Below are 15,243 nucleotides of genomic sequence, written 5' to 3' on the forward strand. Positions count from 1 at the left end.
TGGCCCCTTTCCCCGGGATCCTCTCAGGCTGCATCGCTACCGACCCGCTTGGTGGGCATTTGCCGCTTTTTTCCCCGACCCGACCGAGCGTCGAGCTGCGAACCGGTGGGTTCGGAACGGCGCGGGGTGCCGCCAGCCGTCGGTGTGGTCGCGCTTAGGCTGGGGCGGGCCCAGCTCGGGGCCGGCCGCCCTGGTCGCGGCACCGGTGTCTGGTTCGGCGAAGAGGCCGGCTCGACCGGGGATCGCCGGTCAGGTGCGCGATCTCGTCACCGTCTCGTCACCGTACGAGTGGTTTGTCGGGCGCATTTGACCGGCCGGCAAGTAATTGGGTTCTTCGTCACAGCTAATCAACTTGCCTGGCCGGCCGTCAAAACTGATGCTTGTAGGGAACAACTATCCATCCTCGGTGGGGCCTGCCCGGCTGTCGAGCCGGCAGGCAGCTTGGAGATCATGTCCGGATCGACGCCGGCGACTCCGCCCGACGAGGAGCTTGCGCTGGCCGACCGCCTCGGCGATCAGCTTGTCCGGTTCCTGCGCCTGGTGGGTCGCAACCACACCAACCTGCCCGAGCTGTACCAGGCGGGCATCGAAAAGGTCGGCTACGTGCTGCTGTGGCGGCTCGCCGCGGACGGCCCGCAACGCACCACGGCCCTGGCCGAAGCCGTGCACTCGGACATCTCGACGATCAGCCGGCAGGTCACCGCGCTGGTCAAACAGGGCTGGGTGGAGCGCACCCAGGACCCCGAGGACGGCCGGGCCCACCTGCTCGCGCCCACCGAGGAGGGCCGGCGGGTCTACCGGCGCATCCGTGGCCGGCGCAACGAGCACATGGCCTGCGTGCTCGCGGGCTGGCGGGACGACGAGCGGCGTGCACTGCTGACGCTGCTCGACCGCCTCAACGACGACTTCGAGGAATACCTGCTGCGAGTCCACGAGGGCTGCGGCGAGAAACAGCAACGGGGAGAGAAGGTCGGATGAGTCATACCGCTGCTGCCGCGGCACCGAGCAAGGCGGCTGCGTCCCCGTCCAACGGCGTGCTGACGCACCGCCAGATCATGACGATCCTGATCGGCCTGATGCTCGGCATGTTCCTCGCCGCGCTCGACCAGACGATCGTCAGCACCGCGATCCGCAAGATCGCCGACGACCTGCACGGTCTGGACCAGATGGCGTGGGCGACCACCGCGTACCTGATCACGTCGACGATCGCGACGCCGCTCTACGGCAAGCTGTCCGACATGTACGGCCGGAAGCCGTTCTTCCTGGCCGCGATCCTGATCTTCATCGCCGGCTCGGTCGCCTGCACGTTCGCCACCTCGATGTACGAGCTGGCCGCGTTCCGGGCGTTCCAGGGCCTCGGCGGTGGTGGCCTGATGTCGCTCGCGCTGGCGATCATCGGTGACATCGTCGCCCCGCGCGAACGTGCCAAGTACCAGGGTTACTTCCTCGCCGTGTTCGGCACCTCCAGCGTGCTCGGGCCGGTGCTGGGCGGCTACCTGGCCGGGCAGCACAGCATCCTGGGCCTGACCGGCTGGCGCTGGGTGTTCCTGATCAACGTGCCGATCGCGGCGATCGCGCTGATCGTGGTGACCAAGGTGCTCAACGTGCCGCACGCGGGGCGCCGGCACAAGATCGACTGGGCCGGCGCGCTGTTCCTGATCGTCGGGCTGGTGCCGCTGCTGATCGTGGCCGAGCAGGGCCGGGAATGGGGCTGGACCTCGACCCGGTCGCTGGCCGCCTACGGCATCGGCGTGCTCGGCATCGTCGCGTTCATCATCGCGGAGAAGTTCGCCAAGGACGAGGCGCTGATCCCGCTCCGGCTGTTCCGGAACCCGGTGATCTCGCTGATGTCGGTGGGTGGCTTCATCGTCGGTATGGCGATGTTCGGCGGCATCGCGATCCTGCCGCAGTACCTGCAGATCGTGCACGGCGCGTCGGCCACCAAGTCGGGCTTCCTGATGTTGCCGATGGTGCTCGGCATGATGGTCGGCTCGATCGTGTCCGGCCAGATCACCGCCCGCACCGGTCGGTACAAGATCTTCCCGATCATCGGTACCGCGCTGATGGTCGCCGCCCTGCTGCTGTTGCACACCATCGGCGCGGACACCGCGCTGTGGCAGGTCAACATCTTCATGGCGATGCTCGGCCTCGGCCTCGGTAACTGCATGCAGACGCTGACCCTCGCGGTGCAGAACGCCGCGCCGCCGAAGGACATGGGCGTCTCGTCGGCGACCAGCACGTTCTTCCGGCAGATGGGCGGCACGCTGGGTACCGCGGTGTTCATCTCGGTGCTGTTCAGCACGGTCGGTGACAAGATCACCAACGCGTTCAAGGAGAAGTCGATCCAGCACGGCATCGCGCAGGCCGCGCAGGACCCGTCGGTACTGAAGAACCCGCTGAACGTGGAGCTGCTGAAGCACCCCGCGCAGGCGGCGAAGAAGGTGGTGAGCGACTCGTCGTTCCTCTCGGCGATCGACGACCGGCTGGCGCGGCCGTTCCTGGTCGGGTTCTCCAACTCGATGGACCTGGTGTTCCTGCTCGCGGCCGGGGTCGCGGCGATCGCGTTCTTCGTGTTCCTGTTCACCAAGGAGGTGCCGCTGCGCAGCCAGTCCGGCACCGCGGCGCGGCTGTCCGCGGAGAGCGCGGAGGCGGGCGCCGACCCGGCCGCGATCGCCGCGGCGGAGCCGACCGCGATGGTGCCGGACACCGAGGACCCGGTTTCGGCCGGCGGCCGGCACGCCGCCGACGCCGCCGCCGAGCCACCGGCCGACCCGGCCCCGGCGCTGGCCGCCGATCCGACCGCGCCGGCACCGGTGATCGGCACGCCGATCCGCGGGTACGTCCGGCAGGCCGGCGGGGCGGTCGTCACGGACGCGGCGCTGACCCTGATCGACCCGGCCGGCCAGCAGATGGGCCGCGGCATCACGGCGCAGGACGGCGGCTACCAGATCGCCGTCGACCGGCCCGGCAACTACGTGCTGATCGCCCGCGCGCGGGCGCACCAGCCGCAGGCCACGATGGTCACGGTGAACGGCAACCCGGTGCAGCTGGACCTGACGCTGGCCGGCTCGGCCGGCCTGGTCGGTGCGGTCAAGCAGACCGGCGACCGCCCGATCCCGGGCGCCGCGGTGATCCTCGCGGACGCCGACGGCAACGTGGTCGGCTCGCAGTCCACCGACACCGGCGGCTCCTACGAGTTCGTCGAGCTGGTCGCCGGGTCGTACACGCTGGCCGTCAGCGCGCCGTCGTACCAGCCGGTGGCGCTGCTGGTCACGGTGCCGGACGTGGGCCGGGTCCGGCAGGACATCGAGCTGGCCGGTGGCGCCCAGCTGCGCGGTGTGGCCCGGTCCTCCGACGGGCGGCTGGTGCCCGGCGCCCGGGTCAGCCTGCGCCGGCCGGACGGGACGGAGATCGCGGCGACCATCACCGACGACGCCGGGCGGTACGCGTTCACCGAGGTCCCGGAGGGCGACTACACGGTCGTCGCGTCCGGGTACGCGCCGGTGCGCAGCTCACTGACGCTCAGCATCGGTGACCGGCACGAGCACGACGTCGAGTTGAGCCACTCGACCGACTGACCGGTACGGCGAGGGCCCGGCGGCAGGTGTGCCGCCGGGCCCTCCTGCTGTCCGGGCGGCGCCGGCTCGGGTGGCGCCGGCCCGGGCGGCGCCGGCTCGGGTGGGCCGGCTCGTGGCGCCGGTTGGTCAGTCGCGGATGAGGTCGAGGGCGACCTCGACCGCGGCGTCGGCGACCTCGTCGCGGGAGTGTTTGGTGTCGGCCATCGCGACCATCGTGCCGAAGCTGATCGCGAACACCGCGAGCCGGCCGCGCAGCTGGTCGGGCAGCGACTGGCCGTCGTCGGTGAGCACCTCGAACAGGCCGGCCATCCGGTGTTTCATCGTCTCGCCGATCGGGAGGTCGCGCAGCGTCGGCTGGTTCTCGTGCATGAACTGCAGCAGCTTGCGGTTGCCGCGCATCAGTCCCGAGTAGCGGCGGATCACCTCGCGCCGGGTCTCCACCGTCGGCGGCTGGCTGCGCGCCCACTCGATCAGCTCGTCGATCTGCTCGGCCGAGTCGGTGAAGATGCTGACCAGGATGTCTTCCTTGGTCTTGAAGTGGTAGTAGAGCGCGGCCTTGGTGACCCCGAGCTTCTCGGCGATCTCGCGCAGCGCGGTCTTCTCGTACCCGTGCTCGGCGAACAGGTCGAGCGCGACCTGCTGGATGCGTGCCCTGGTGTCGCGGGGGCGTTCCCGAGTCGTCATCGCCGCTCCCCGCTCCGGTGGGTCTCCGACACACGCTGCGCCGTGCTCATGTCTCTGGTGCGCTCCTCGTCACTCGCGTACTTACTTGACGGCCGGCTAGTACCGAGCTTACCTTACAGCAGGTAAGGCAACTAGCCGGCCGGCAAGTAAATTGCTGGCCTCTGAGAGGAGCGTACCCGTGGCCGCTCGCAAGCACACCCCCAGCCGGTACGTCGGGGCCCACGCCACAACGGACGAGTCGAGCCCACCGACAGCTGCAGCGCCGCCGCCCGGGGCGCAGTCCAGGGGCCGGATGTACGTCGTGCTGGTCGGCGTCATGCTCGCCATGCTGCTCGCGATGCTGGACCAGATGGTGGTGAACACCGCGCTGCCGCGGATCGTCGGCGACCTGGGCGGGCTGGCGCACTACTCCTGGGTCGTCACCGCCTACCTGCTCGCCACCACGGTGACGACGCCGATCTGGGGCAAACTCGGCGACCTGTACGGGCAGAAGAAGGTCTATCTCGCCGCGATCGTGCTGTTCCTGGGCGGCTCCGCGCTGTCCGGCGCGGCGCAGAGCATGACCGAACTGATCGCGTTCCGCGCCTTCCAGGGGCTCGGTGCCGGCGGCCTGATGGTCGGCGCGATGTCGATCATGGGAGTACTCGTGCCGCCCCGGGAACGCGGCCGGTACCAGGGGATCATGGCGGCGATCATGCCGCTGGCGATGATCGGCGGCCCGCTGCTCGGCGGGTACGTGACCGACCACCTCAGCTGGCGCTGGGCGTTCTACATCAACCTGCCGGTCGGCGTGGCGGCGCTCGCGGTGATCATCGCGACCCTCAAGCTGCCCCGGGTGCGTACCAGCCACCGGGTCGACTACCTGGGCGCCGGGCTGCTGGCGCTGGCCGCCGGCTCGCTGATCCTCGGCACCACGTGGGGCGGCAGCCAGTACCCGTGGCTGTCCACCCAGATCATCGGCCTCGGCGTGCTCGCGGTGCTGGCGCTGGTCGGATTCGTGCTGGTGGAGCGGCGGGTCGCGGAACCGATCATCCCGCTCGGGCTGTTCCGGAACCGGAACTTCGCGGTGGTGTCGATCCTCGGCTTCCTGGTCGGGTTCGCGATGTTCGGCGCCACCCTGGCGCTGCCGCAGTACCAGCAGATCGTGCAGGGGGACTCGGCCACCAGCAGCGGGCTCGCACTGCTGCCGCTGATGCTCGGCATGATCGTGGTCAGCCTCATCTCCGGGCAGATCATCACCCGGACCGGCCGGTACCGGCTGTTCCCGATCCTGGGCGGCGCGTTCATGATCGTCGGGATGGTGGCGCTGGCCCAGCTGGACGTGGACACCAGCCGGCTCGTCGCCGGGGTGCTGATGGTGCCGCTCGGGCTCGGCATGGGCGGGCTGATGCAGACGCTGATGACGGTGTCGCAGAACAGCGTCGAGATCCGGCAGATCGGGGTGGCGTCCAGCGTCGTCACGTTCGCCCGGTCGATCGGTGGCGCCTTCGGTACCGCGGTGTTCGGCGCGGTGCTCACCGCCCGGCTGACCGCCTCGCTGAACGACCAGCTCGGCGCCGGTGCCGGCGACAGGCTGCTGTCCGGCGGCGCCCGGATGAGCCCGGACGCGCTGAACCAGCTGCCGGCCGCCGTGCATCAGGCGTACCTGGCCGCGGTCGGCAACGGCGTCGGCGTGGTCTTCTGGGCCGCGCTACCGATCGCCGCGCTGGTGTTCGCGCTCGCCTGGCTGATCCGTCAGGTACCGCTGCGGGGCGCGGGCCCCGACTCGGGCTCCGGTTCCGGTGCGGCCAGTAGCCAGCCGGCCGAGCGGGTCGGCGCCGCGGCCGGGGCCCCTGCCGCGGCCGAGCCGGCCGAGCGGATCGGTGCTGGTACCGGCGTTGCCGTGAGCACGGTGCCGGCCGGGCCGCCGGCCGGCACGATCCGGCCGCTGGCCGCGGTCGCCGAGGCGGGCGGCGTGGACTGACCGGATCCGGCCGGGCGACACCGGGGCGGGTCGGCACGAGGGGGCCGACCCGCCCCGGTGTCGTCGCGGTGTCGCGGGGTTCTCGCGGCGCTTTGCTCTGCGCACCCGGGTGCACCACCGCACGCCGCGCGCCCCCGCCTCGACAGCCCGCGCCGGACCTTGGGTGGTGGCTACGCCCAGGCGGGATCACGGCCGGTCAGGCCGAGGACGCGGGCCAGGGTGGGTGCGTCGGCCGGGACCGCGACCTCCGGTCCGTACATACCCATCTCCCGCCCCTGCTCCACGGTGGCGAACACCGTGCCGTGCAGGTACTCCAGCAGGTCGGCGGGCAGTTCCAGGCGCTGCCCGGTCGCGACCGCCAGGTCCCACCCGTGTACGGCCAGCTCGCCGACGATCATGCCGCCCATCACGGGCGCGGGCAGCAACTGCGGCGTGCCCATGCTCGTCTCGCCCGCCCAGGCGCTCGCCGGCGCCCACGACGACGTGATGTCGTCCAGCAGGGCGAGCAGCCGGGCACGCCACTCGCCGTCCGCCAGCTCCACCTCGGACTCGGCGGCGGCCGGCTGCGGCACGGACTCCTTGCGGCCGGCGCCGGCGAGCGACGGGCCCCAGAACAGCAGGTGGTTGACCAGTCCTCGCACGTCGTACGCCGGGCACGGGGTCCGGTTGGTGAGCTGGTCGTCGGTGATGGTGCGGGTGACGGCGGCCATGGCCTCGGCCGCGGTGGAGAGGTGTGACATGGCCCCGACGCTAGGTGCCGCCGGTCGGAGGGGTATTGAACAAAGGCGACATAGACTCGGCCGCGTGGGGCGGGACGGCCGCGAGCTGCGGAGTGCGTGGAGCAGGTACCAGCGCCACACGTTCCACGATCCGTCGCCGGCCCTCGCGCCATGGGTGGCGCGGTACTGGGAGGCTCGCTGGGACTACGCCGAGCCCTACCGGCAGAAGATCGTGCCGTACCCGAACGTGCACCTGTCGTTCGGTGCCGGCCGGGCGGACGTCAACGGCGTGTGCAGCGGCTACCGGATCCGGGTCCTGGAAGGCCGCGACCACGTCTTCGGTGTCGCGTTCCGGCCGGGTGGCTTCCGCCCCTTCCTCGGTGCCTCGGTCGCCACGATCACCGACCGCGTCGTCCCGGCGACCGGGGTCTTCGGCCCGGACCTGCCCAGCAGGCTCGACGTGCCGACCGTGGAGGCGTTCCTGCTGGCACACCTGCCGGGCGACGACCCGCGGGTGCGGCGGGCGGCGGCGGCGGTCGAGCTGATCGCCCAGGACAGGGCCGTGACCAGGGCCGAGCAGCTTGCCGGCGAGTTGGGGCTGAGTATCCGGGGGCTGCAACGGCTGTTCGCCGAGTACGTCGGCATCGGGCCCAAATGGGTGATCCGGCGCTACCGCCTGCACGAGGTGACCGCACGCATGGCCGCCGGCGGCGCGATCGACTGGGCCGGGCTGGCCGCCGACCTCGGCTACGCCGACCAGGGCCACTTCATCCGCGACTTCACGAGCATCTTCGGCGAGTCCCCGACCTGGTACGCGCAGCGGTACTAGGGCGTGTCTTCATGGCTCCGCCCCGGAGCAGCCGGGTGGCTGGCTATGAAGACACGCCCCAGGGGGTGCCCGCGATCCCGGCCGCCCGGCTGCGGCCTTGCGCACCTGTGGCACCGCCTGGTGCGTATGAGTGTGCAGAGCAAAGCTCTGGGAAAAAGGCGTGCCGGGTCAGCACTCGGGTGGGTTCGGTACGGCACGAGGCGTCCGTGACGCGCGATGATGGGTTCATGACTGACGTGGCATTCGTTCCGGTACCAGGCAGCCGGCGCGGCGCCGCACTGCCGCACGCGCAGGAGTCCGGCGCCCTGGACGGCACCGAGCGGCTGGAGACGACGCTGGTGCTGCGTCGGCGGAACCCGCTGCCGGCCGAGCTGGTGACGGGTCCGGCGACGGTGAGCCGCACCGAGTTCACCGACCGGTACGGGGCGGACCCGGCGGACATCGAAGCGGTCCGGGCGGTGCTGGCCGGGCATGGGCTGGACGTCGTCTCGGTCGACCCGGCCAGCCGCCGGGTGGTGGTCGGCGGTCCGCTGGCGGCCCAGACCGAGGTGTTCGGCACCCGGTTGTCCCGGATGAGCGCTCCGAACCCGTTCACCGGCGGTACGGTCGCCTACCGGCACCGGGAGGGCGAGCTGCGGGTGCCCGCCGCGCTGGCCGGGGTGGTCACCGCGGTGCTCGGGTTGGACGACCGGCCGCAGGCACGCGCCGCGTTCCGGGTGGCCGCCGCCGAGGCGGCCGCCGCGTCGTACTCGCCGCCCCAGCTCGGCGCCGTCTACGGCTTCCCGGCCGACACCGACGGCAGCGGCCAGACGGTGGCGATCATCGAGCTGGGCGGCGGGTTCGCCCAGGCCGACCTGGACAGCTACTTCGGCGAGTTGCAGTTGACGCCGCCGACGGTCACCGCGGTCGGGGTGGACGGCGGGCAGAACCGGCCGGGTGCCGACCCGAACGGCGCGGACGGAGAGGTGCTGCTGGACATCGAGGTGGTCGGCGGCCTCGCTCCCGGCGCACGCCAGGTGGTCTACTTCGCGCCCAACACCGACCAGGGTTTCCTCGACGCGGTGAGTACCGCGATCCACGCCGACCCGACGCCGGTCGCGGTGAGCATCAGCTGGGGTGCCAGCGAGGACCAGTGGACCGAGCAGGCCCGGACCAGCTTCGACCAGGCGCTCGCGGACGCCGCCGCGCTCGGCGTCACCGTCACCGCCGCGGCCGGCGACGGCGGCAGCGCGGACGGTGCCACCGACGGCGCCGCGCACACCGACTTCCCGGCGTCCAGCCCGCACGTGCTGGCCTGCGGCGGTACCAGCCTGACCGCGGACGCGTCGACCGGCGCGGTGCACGCCGAGACGGTGTGGAATTCCGGTTCCGGCGGCGGCGCGACCGGCGGCGGCGTGAGCACCGTGTTCGACCTGCCGTCCTGGCAGCAGCAGGTCGGCGTGCCGGCCGGGCGCAACGGCGGCACCGGCCGCGGCGTGCCGGACGTGGCGGCGAACGCCGACCCGGCCACCGGCTACCGGGTTCGGGTCGACGGCAAGGACCTGGTGATCGGCGGCACCAGCGCGGTCGCCCCACTGTGGGCGGCGCTGCTGGCCCGGCTCGCGCAGCGGGCCGGCGGCGGGTTCGGCCTGCTCCAGCCCACCCTGTACGGGACGACCACCGCCGGTTCGGTCGCGCCGGGGTTCCGCGACATCACCACCGGCGGCAACGGCGCCTACGAGGCGGGCCCGGGGTGGGACGCCTGTACCGGCCTCGGGGTGCCCACCGCCTCGCTGGCGCACGTGCTCACCTCGCGGGGCGAGGCCACCCCGCCCGGTGGCACCGCGCCGCCGGCCGGCCCCGCCTCGCCCGGCGGCAGCACGCCGCTCGCTCCGGGCGCGGCCGGCGCCGCCTGACCGGCACCGTCCTGAACCGACGCCGTCCTGAACCGACGCCGCCTGGACCAGCGCCGTCCCGAACCGGTACCGTCCTGGACCGGCGCCGCCCTGGACCGGCGCGGACTGAACGGCACCGCCTTGGCGCCGGTCGGGTCAGCGGTCGTCGGTACCGACGAGCGACAGGCTCGGGCGCGCCGGCCGGGTCGCGCCGGTGAGGTCGATCAGCCGCGCCGCCGCCCGCGCCAGCGTGGTCAGGCTGCGCAGTTCGGACTGATGGAACGGTGGCGCGTTGCGCCGGCCGGTGAGCAGCGCGTGGTCCTGCCCCAGCGGTACCACCGCGAGCCGGGTGCCGTCCGCGGCGGTCGAGGTGTGCGGCCGGACGTCGGTGAGCGGGCTCGGTGCCAGTCGAGGTGCCCGCCAGCTGGCCCGGACGGCCCGACCGCTCGGTACCGCGAGCGCGATCGACCAGTGCGCCGCGACCACCCGCGGCGTCGCCTCGACCAGTACCGGCAGCGCGCGCTGCGGCGTGGCGAGCGTCTCGGCCAGCGCCTCCAGGCCGAGTTCGAGTTCCAGCGAGTCGCTGGTCTGCCAGCAACCGTCCAGCCGTACCCCGGGGATGCCGGTGAGCATCCGGGCCGCCGCGCCGGGCAGCATCGTGGCGGGCAGCGCGACCAGGACGTCGACCACCGCCCGGCCCGATCCGACGTCCAGCGCCCGTACCTGCCGGATGTCCACGTCGGCGGCGCCGAGTGCGGCGGCGATCCGGCCGAGCGTGCCGGGCCGGTCCGGCATCCGTACCCGCAACCTGGTCAGCATCACGACGCTCCTTCCGACAGCCGGTACCCTCGCCGCGGCCTCGGTACGCAGCGTGGCCGGTCGATGTTTCGGCCCTGTTGAGCCGCCGTGAAACCCGGCGTCGCGGCGCGTCCGATCGCCCGATGGGGCCCGATCCGGGCACCGCGTTGCGTACCGTTGATCCACGGCCGTTGCGGGCGGTCGGTCCCGGCGGTCACGCACCGCCCGCGCCGCGGCGCCGAACGGGAGGCGAGGGCACCCGCGATGACGCTGCACGAGCTGTACCTGGTGGTGCTCGTCGGCGGATTCGTGGTGGTGGCGAGCATCGCGGCGGCCCGGCTGGTCAGCCGGGTCGGCCTGCCGGTGCTGCTCGCTTTCCTCGCGATCGGGCTGGTGCTGGGCGAGGACGGCCTCGGGGTGCGGTTCTCCAACGACCAGGTGGCGCAGGCGATCGGGATCGGCGCGCTCGCGGTGATCCTGATCGACGGCGGGCTGTCGACCGACTGGCGGCTGATCCGGCCGGTGCTCGGTCGGGCCGCGACCCTGGCCACCCTCGGCGTGGTGGTCAGCGTGCTGGTCACCGCGCTCGGCGCCTGGCTGCTGCTCGGCGTGTCGGTGCAGCTGGCGCTGCTGCTCGGCGCGGTGGTGGCGTCCACCGACGCCGCCGCGGTGTTCTCGGTGCTGCGGGCGCTGCCGCTGCCGCACCGGATCGCCGGGCTGCTGGAGGCCGAGTCGGGGTTCAACGACGCGCCGGTGGTGATCCTGGTCCTGGCGTTCACCGTACCGATCGACGCCGGTACGGCGCCCCGTGCGCTGGTCGCGCTCGGGTACGAGCTGGGGCTCGGCGCGGCGATCGGCCTGGCGGCCGGGTTTCTCGGCGCGCTCGGGCTGCGCCGGCTGTCGCTGCCGTCGTCCGGGCTGTACCCGCTGGCGACGTTCGCGATGGGGTTGATCGCGTTCGCGGCGGCCGGCGCGGCGCACGCCAGCGGGTTCCTCGCCGCGTACCTGGCCGCGATCGTCCTGGGCAACACCGGCCGCACGCACCGGCACGCGGTCCGCTCGTTCGCGCAGGGTGTGGGGTGGATCGCGCAGATCGGCCTGTTCGTGTCGCTGGGGTTGCTGGTGACGCCGACCGACCTGCCGGGGGCGATCGTCCCGGCGCTGCTCCTCGGGCTGGTCCTGCTGCTGGTGGCGCGGCCGGTGTCGGTGGCGGTGTCGCTGCTGCCGTTCCGGGTACCGCGCCGGGAGGCGGTGCTGCTGTCCTGGGCCGGGCTGCGCGGCGCGGTGCCGATCGTGCTCGCCACCTTCCCGGTGGTGGCCCACGTACCGGGCTCGGAGCGGCTGTTCAACGTGGTGTTCGTGCTGGTCGTGGCGTTCACACTGGTACAGGCGCCGACTCTGGCGCCGGTGGCCCGCCGGCTCGGCCTGGTGTCCGCCGACGCGACCAGGGACCTGGAGATCGAGTCCGCGCCGCTGGACGTGCTGGACGCGGACCTGATCCACGTCGTCGTCTCGCCCCGGTCCCGGCTGCGCAACGTGGAGATCTGGGAGCTGCGGCTGCCGGACCCGGCCGTGGTGACGATGGTGATCCGGGCCGGCCGGGCGTTCGTGCCGGACCTGCGTACCCCGATCCGGGCCCGGGACGAGCTGCTCGTGATGACCACCAACCGGGTCCGGCCGGACGTGGAGCGCCGGCTCGCGGCGGTCGGCCAGCGTGGCCCGCAGGCGGGCTGGCGCGACCCGGACCAGCGCCGCTGACCGCGCCGCTGCCCGCGCCCCCTGCCCGCGCCGCCGGCCACCGCTGCCAGCCACCGACCCGGCCGTACCGCCGGGCTGGCCGGCAACGACGCGGTGCGCAGCCGGTTTCTGTGATCATGGGGGACATGGCCGTCGAGGCGCGGCGGTTCGAGCTGTCCGCACCGGACTGGATCGTCGAGTTGGTGCGGCTGAAACCGGCTGCCATCTCGTGGCTGGACGTGCTGCGGATGGCCGTCTCGGTCCCCACCCCGCTGGCGGTGTTCCTCGCGCTGGGCGCGCCGAGCCTCGGCACCTTCGCCGGCATGGGCGCGATGGCCACCGCGCTCGCCGACCGCGGCGGCCCCTCCGGTTCCGGGTGGCCCGCCAGGTCGGCGTCGGCTTCGCCGGTGCCGTCGGTCTCTACGTGGGCCACCTCGCCGTCGGTACCGGCTGGGCGGCGGTACTGGTGGTGGCCGCCGCGTCGCTGGCCTCGGCGCTGATGTCGGTGATCAACGCCGCCGCCTCCACCGCCGGGCTGCAACTGCTCGTCTACGTGGCGATCGCGTCCGGCCTGCCGCAGCCGTTCGCGCCGTGGGTCATCCCGGCGCTGTACCTGGTCGGCGCGCTGTGGGCGCTGCTGCTCTCGGCGCTGGTGTCGCTGGTCGGCGGGGTTCGCGCGCCGGAACGGGAGGCGGTGGCGGCGGTGTACCGGTCGATCGCCGACCTGCTCGCCGACACCGGTACCGACCGGGCCGTCGCAGCCCGGCAGGCGGTCACCGACGCGATGAACGCCGGCTACGACGCGCTGCTGTCCGTCCGGTCCCGCTCGGCCGGCCGCAGCCCGACGTTCCGCGAACTGACCGCGCTGCTCAACGCCGCCACCCCGGTCACCGAGGCGGCGGTGACGATCGCGCACCTGGGCAAGCCGGTACCGGCGGAGATCCCGGCCGGGATGCGCGCGGTGGCCGAGGCGATCCGCAACGACCGGCCGCCACCACCGATGCCGGAGTCGCTGCGGCATCCCGACACGTACCGGCTGCGGGCGCTGCGCACCGGCATGAACGACGTGCGCGAACTGCTGAAGCCCGAGCACCAGACGGTACCGACCGCACCGCTGCTGCCGCCGTCGATGCGCGAGCGGCTGGTCCGGTGGAGCGACACGATCCTCACCGGCCCCGCCACCTGGCTGTACGCGATGCGGCTGGTGCTGTGCATGTCGCTGGCCGAGATCCTGCGCGGCGTGCTGCACCTGGAACGGTCGTACTGGATCCTGCTGACCGTGGCGATCGTGCTGAAACCGGACTTCGGCTCGGTGTTCGCCCGCGGCGTGCAGCGCGCCCTCGGCACCCTCGGCGGCGTGCTGATCGGCGCGGCGCTGCTCGCGATCGCGCCGAACGGCGCCTGGCTGCTGCCGTTCATCGCGGTCGCCGCCGGCGTGCTGCCGATCGTGATGGGCCGCAACTACGGCATGTTCGCGATCTTCCTGACCCCACTGGTGTCGCTGCTGATCGACTTCAGCACCCACCAGGGGCCGTCGATCCTGCTGACCCGGCTGATCGACACCGCCACCGGCTGCGCCGTCGCGCTGATCTTCGGGTACCTGCTGTGGCCGGAGACGTGGCGGGTGCACCTGGGGCCGCAGGTCGCGGACGCGGTGGACGAGCTGGCCGACTACCTGCGGGCGGCGTTCGGCACCGACGTGGGTGCGGCGCGGCGGCAACGTCGCCGGACCTACCAGACCATGTCGGACGTGCGGACCTCGCTGCAACGCAAGCTCGCCGAACCGCCGCCGGTCAGTACCAGCGCCGCGGCGTGGTGGCCGATGATCGTGGAGCTGGAGTACGCGGTGGACGCCACCACGGCGGCGGCGATCAAGTCGCGCGACGCGGTACGCACCGAGTCCGGCCGGCCGCCGGCCGCCGACGCGATCAACCTGCTCGTCGCCGATCTCCGGGACCTGGCGGGCGCGCTGCGCGGTCGGCGCTCGCCGGACGAGATCCCGTCCCCCGCCGACGAGGCGCTGCAACCGATCGCGTCCCGGGTGCGCACCGCCCGGCGCATCGCCGCCGGCCCGGAGCCCGCCGACCGCTCCCTCGGCGCCGTCTGACCGGTACCGGCACCGGACACCACAACGCCGGCCGAGGCAGGCCCCGGCCGGCGTTGGACGCTCGCCGACCCGGTCAGCCGGTCTTCGGCGTGCCGGTCTCCAGGTCGCAGACCTTCCAACCGGACTCGTCGACGACCTTCCAGGTCACCGGCAGGTCCACGTGCTGCCCGTTGTACGACATCTTCAGATCGTTCTTGACCTCGGCGTTCTTGCCGGAGCGGCTCGACTCGACCGGCGTGGTCCAGTCCACCGAGACCGTCGTGGAACCCTGCTTGAACTGCTTCTGCACCTCGGCGGGGTCCGCGTCGGTGGTGTGCTGCTCCGCCTTGCAGAGCATCGCCTTGGCGGTGCCGGCGTCCTTGTCCTTGAACACCGCGGTCAGGTACTTCTGCACCGCCGTCGCCGGGTCCTTCGCGCCACCGCTGCCGCTGAACGCGACGACCGCCACGATGATGATCACGATGATCAGGGCGAGGCCACCGCCGCCGGCGCCCAGGATGATCGGCAGCTTGGACTTCTTCGGCTGCTGCGGGACCGGCGGCATGCCGCCGTACCCGGGTTGGTAGCCGGGCTGGCCGTACGGCTGGGCCGCCGGCTGGCCGTACGGGTCGGGAGCCGGCTGGCCGTACGGGTCAGGCGCGGCGGACGGCTGCCCGTAGGGCACGCCGCTGGCCGGCTGCCCGTACCCGGGCTGGCCGTACGGCTGGCCGCTCGCCGGCGGCTGCCCGTAGGCGGGCTGACCGCTGGCCGGCTGGCCGTAGGGCTGGCCGCTCGCCGGCGGCTGGCCGTACGGATCGGGCTGGCCGTACCCGGGCTGACCGCTCGCCGGCGGCTGGCCGTACGGCTGCTGGGGCTGGCCATAGGGCGGCTGCTGACCGTAGGGGTCGTTGCCGCCGGGCTGGCCGTACTGGCCAGGGGGATAGGTCACGAGGGTCTCCGCGGGTCGCAGTCTTG

General features: G+C 72.9%; 12 protein-coding genes. 8 read left to right on the forward strand and 4 right to left on the reverse strand.

What is annotated here, in order from left to right; translation table 11 throughout:
* Nucleotides 1-450: 450 nt before the first annotated feature.
* On the forward strand, nucleotides 451-978 hold the full coding sequence (locus tag Athai_RS00525; RefSeq protein WP_203959629.1) for a MarR family winged helix-turn-helix transcriptional regulator: 528 nt from the start codon (nucleotides 451-453) through the stop codon (nucleotides 976-978).
* Entirely contained in the window at nucleotides 975-3,578 is a 2,604-nt protein-coding gene (locus Athai_RS00530) for an MFS transporter (RefSeq protein ID WP_203959630.1), read from the forward strand. Before Athai_RS00525 ends, Athai_RS00530 begins: the two co-directional genes overlap by 4 nt.
* A 126-nt stretch (nucleotides 3,579-3,704) precedes the next feature.
* On the opposite strand, the gene Athai_RS00535 is transcribed toward Athai_RS00530, so the two are convergent.
* Nucleotides 3,705-4,262 carry a TetR/AcrR family transcriptional regulator gene (locus Athai_RS00535; RefSeq protein WP_203959631.1) on the reverse strand — a complete coding sequence of 186 codons (558 nt, stop codon included), beginning with the start codon at nucleotides 4,260-4,262 and terminating at the stop codon, nucleotides 3,705-3,707.
* Between the two features lie 178 nt (nucleotides 4,263-4,440).
* Here Athai_RS00535 and Athai_RS00540 point away from each other — a divergent pair, with 178 nt between their 5' ends.
* Nucleotides 4,441-6,225, forward strand: a complete 1,785-nt coding sequence (locus Athai_RS00540) for an MDR family MFS transporter (protein ID WP_275422355.1) — start codon at nucleotides 4,441-4,443, stop codon at nucleotides 6,223-6,225.
* Between the two features lie 170 nt (nucleotides 6,226-6,395).
* Here Athai_RS00540 and Athai_RS00545 read toward each other — a convergent pair whose 3' ends face one another.
* Nucleotides 6,396-6,965 carry a TIGR03086 family metal-binding protein gene (locus Athai_RS00545; RefSeq protein ID WP_203959633.1) on the reverse strand — a complete coding sequence of 190 codons (570 nt, stop codon included), beginning with the start codon at nucleotides 6,963-6,965 and terminating at the stop codon, nucleotides 6,396-6,398.
* Nucleotides 6,966-7,029: 64 nt separating this feature from the next.
* Here Athai_RS00545 and Athai_RS00550 point away from each other — a divergent pair, with 64 nt between their 5' ends.
* Together Athai_RS00550 and Athai_RS00555 are read left to right on the forward strand one after the other, a co-directional pair.
* On the forward strand, nucleotides 7,030-7,773 hold the full coding sequence (locus tag Athai_RS00550) for an AraC family transcriptional regulator (RefSeq protein WP_239156625.1): 744 nt from the start codon (nucleotides 7,030-7,032) through the stop codon (nucleotides 7,771-7,773).
* A gap of 227 nt (nucleotides 7,774-8,000) precedes the next feature.
* On the forward strand, nucleotides 8,001-9,668 hold the full coding sequence (locus Athai_RS00555; protein WP_203959635.1) for a S53 family peptidase: 1,668 nt from the start codon (nucleotides 8,001-8,003) through the stop codon (nucleotides 9,666-9,668).
* Nucleotides 9,669-9,803: 135 nt separating this feature from the next.
* Here Athai_RS00555 and Athai_RS00560 read toward each other — a convergent pair whose 3' ends face one another.
* Nucleotides 9,804-10,466: an ACT domain-containing protein gene (locus Athai_RS00560; RefSeq protein ID WP_203959636.1), complete on the reverse strand. Its 663-nt coding sequence runs from the start codon at nucleotides 10,464-10,466 to the stop codon at nucleotides 9,804-9,806.
* Between the two features lie 243 nt (nucleotides 10,467-10,709).
* On the opposite strand from Athai_RS00560, the gene Athai_RS00565 reads away from it, so the two are divergent.
* The 3 genes from Athai_RS00565 (at nucleotide 10,710) to Athai_RS00575 (ending at nucleotide 14,289) form a co-directional block, all read left to right on the forward strand.
* A complete protein-coding gene (locus Athai_RS00565; RefSeq protein WP_203959637.1) occupies nucleotides 10,710-12,203 on the forward strand; it encodes a potassium/proton antiporter in 1,494 nt (497 codons plus the stop codon).
* A gap of 125 nt (nucleotides 12,204-12,328) precedes the next feature.
* Nucleotides 12,329-12,682: a hypothetical protein gene (locus tag Athai_RS00570; RefSeq protein WP_203959638.1), complete on the forward strand. Its 354-nt coding sequence runs from the start codon at nucleotides 12,329-12,331 to the stop codon at nucleotides 12,680-12,682.
* Complete coding sequence (locus Athai_RS00575) at nucleotides 12,607-14,289, forward strand: FUSC family protein (RefSeq protein ID WP_203959639.1); 1,683 nt, start codon at nucleotides 12,607-12,609, stop codon at nucleotides 14,287-14,289. Before Athai_RS00570 ends, Athai_RS00575 begins: the two co-directional genes overlap by 76 nt.
* Nucleotides 14,290-14,362: 73 nt before the next feature.
* Here Athai_RS00575 and Athai_RS34655 read toward each other — a convergent pair whose 3' ends face one another.
* Nucleotides 14,363-15,217, reverse strand: a complete 855-nt coding sequence (locus tag Athai_RS34655) for an Rv0361 family membrane protein (RefSeq protein WP_275422356.1) — start codon at nucleotides 15,215-15,217, stop codon at nucleotides 14,363-14,365.
* Between the last annotated feature and the right edge of the window lie 26 nt (nucleotides 15,218-15,243).

The sequence above is a fragment of the Actinocatenispora thailandica genome (assembly GCF_016865425.1).
In the GTDB taxonomy this organism is placed as follows: Bacteria; Actinomycetota; Actinomycetes; order Mycobacteriales; family Micromonosporaceae; genus Actinocatenispora; species Actinocatenispora thailandica.

Excerpts from the sequence above, each read along its gene's own strand:
- Athai_RS00525 (WP_203959629.1), top strand. The coding sequence starts at position 451 with ATGTCCGGATCGACGCCGGCGACTCCGCCCGACGAGGAGCTTGCGCTG.
- Athai_RS00530 (WP_203959630.1), top strand. The coding sequence starts at position 975 with ATGAGTCATACCGCTGCTGCCGCGGCACCGAGCAAGGCGGCTGCGTCC.
- Athai_RS00535 (WP_203959631.1), bottom strand. The coding sequence starts at position 4,262 with ATGACGACTCGGGAACGCCCCCGCGACACCAGGGCACGCATCCAGCAG.
- Athai_RS00545 (WP_203959633.1), bottom strand. The coding sequence starts at position 6,965 with ATGTCACACCTCTCCACCGCGGCCGAGGCCATGGCCGCCGTCACCCGC.
- Athai_RS00555 (WP_203959635.1), top strand. The coding sequence starts at position 8,001 with ATGACTGACGTGGCATTCGTTCCGGTACCAGGCAGCCGGCGCGGCGCC.
- Athai_RS00560 (WP_203959636.1), bottom strand. The coding sequence starts at position 10,466 with ATGCTGACCAGGTTGCGGGTACGGATGCCGGACCGGCCCGGCACGCTC.
- Athai_RS00565 (WP_203959637.1), top strand. The coding sequence starts at position 10,710 with ATGACGCTGCACGAGCTGTACCTGGTGGTGCTCGTCGGCGGATTCGTG.
- Athai_RS00570 (WP_203959638.1), top strand. The coding sequence starts at position 12,329 with ATGGCCGTCGAGGCGCGGCGGTTCGAGCTGTCCGCACCGGACTGGATC.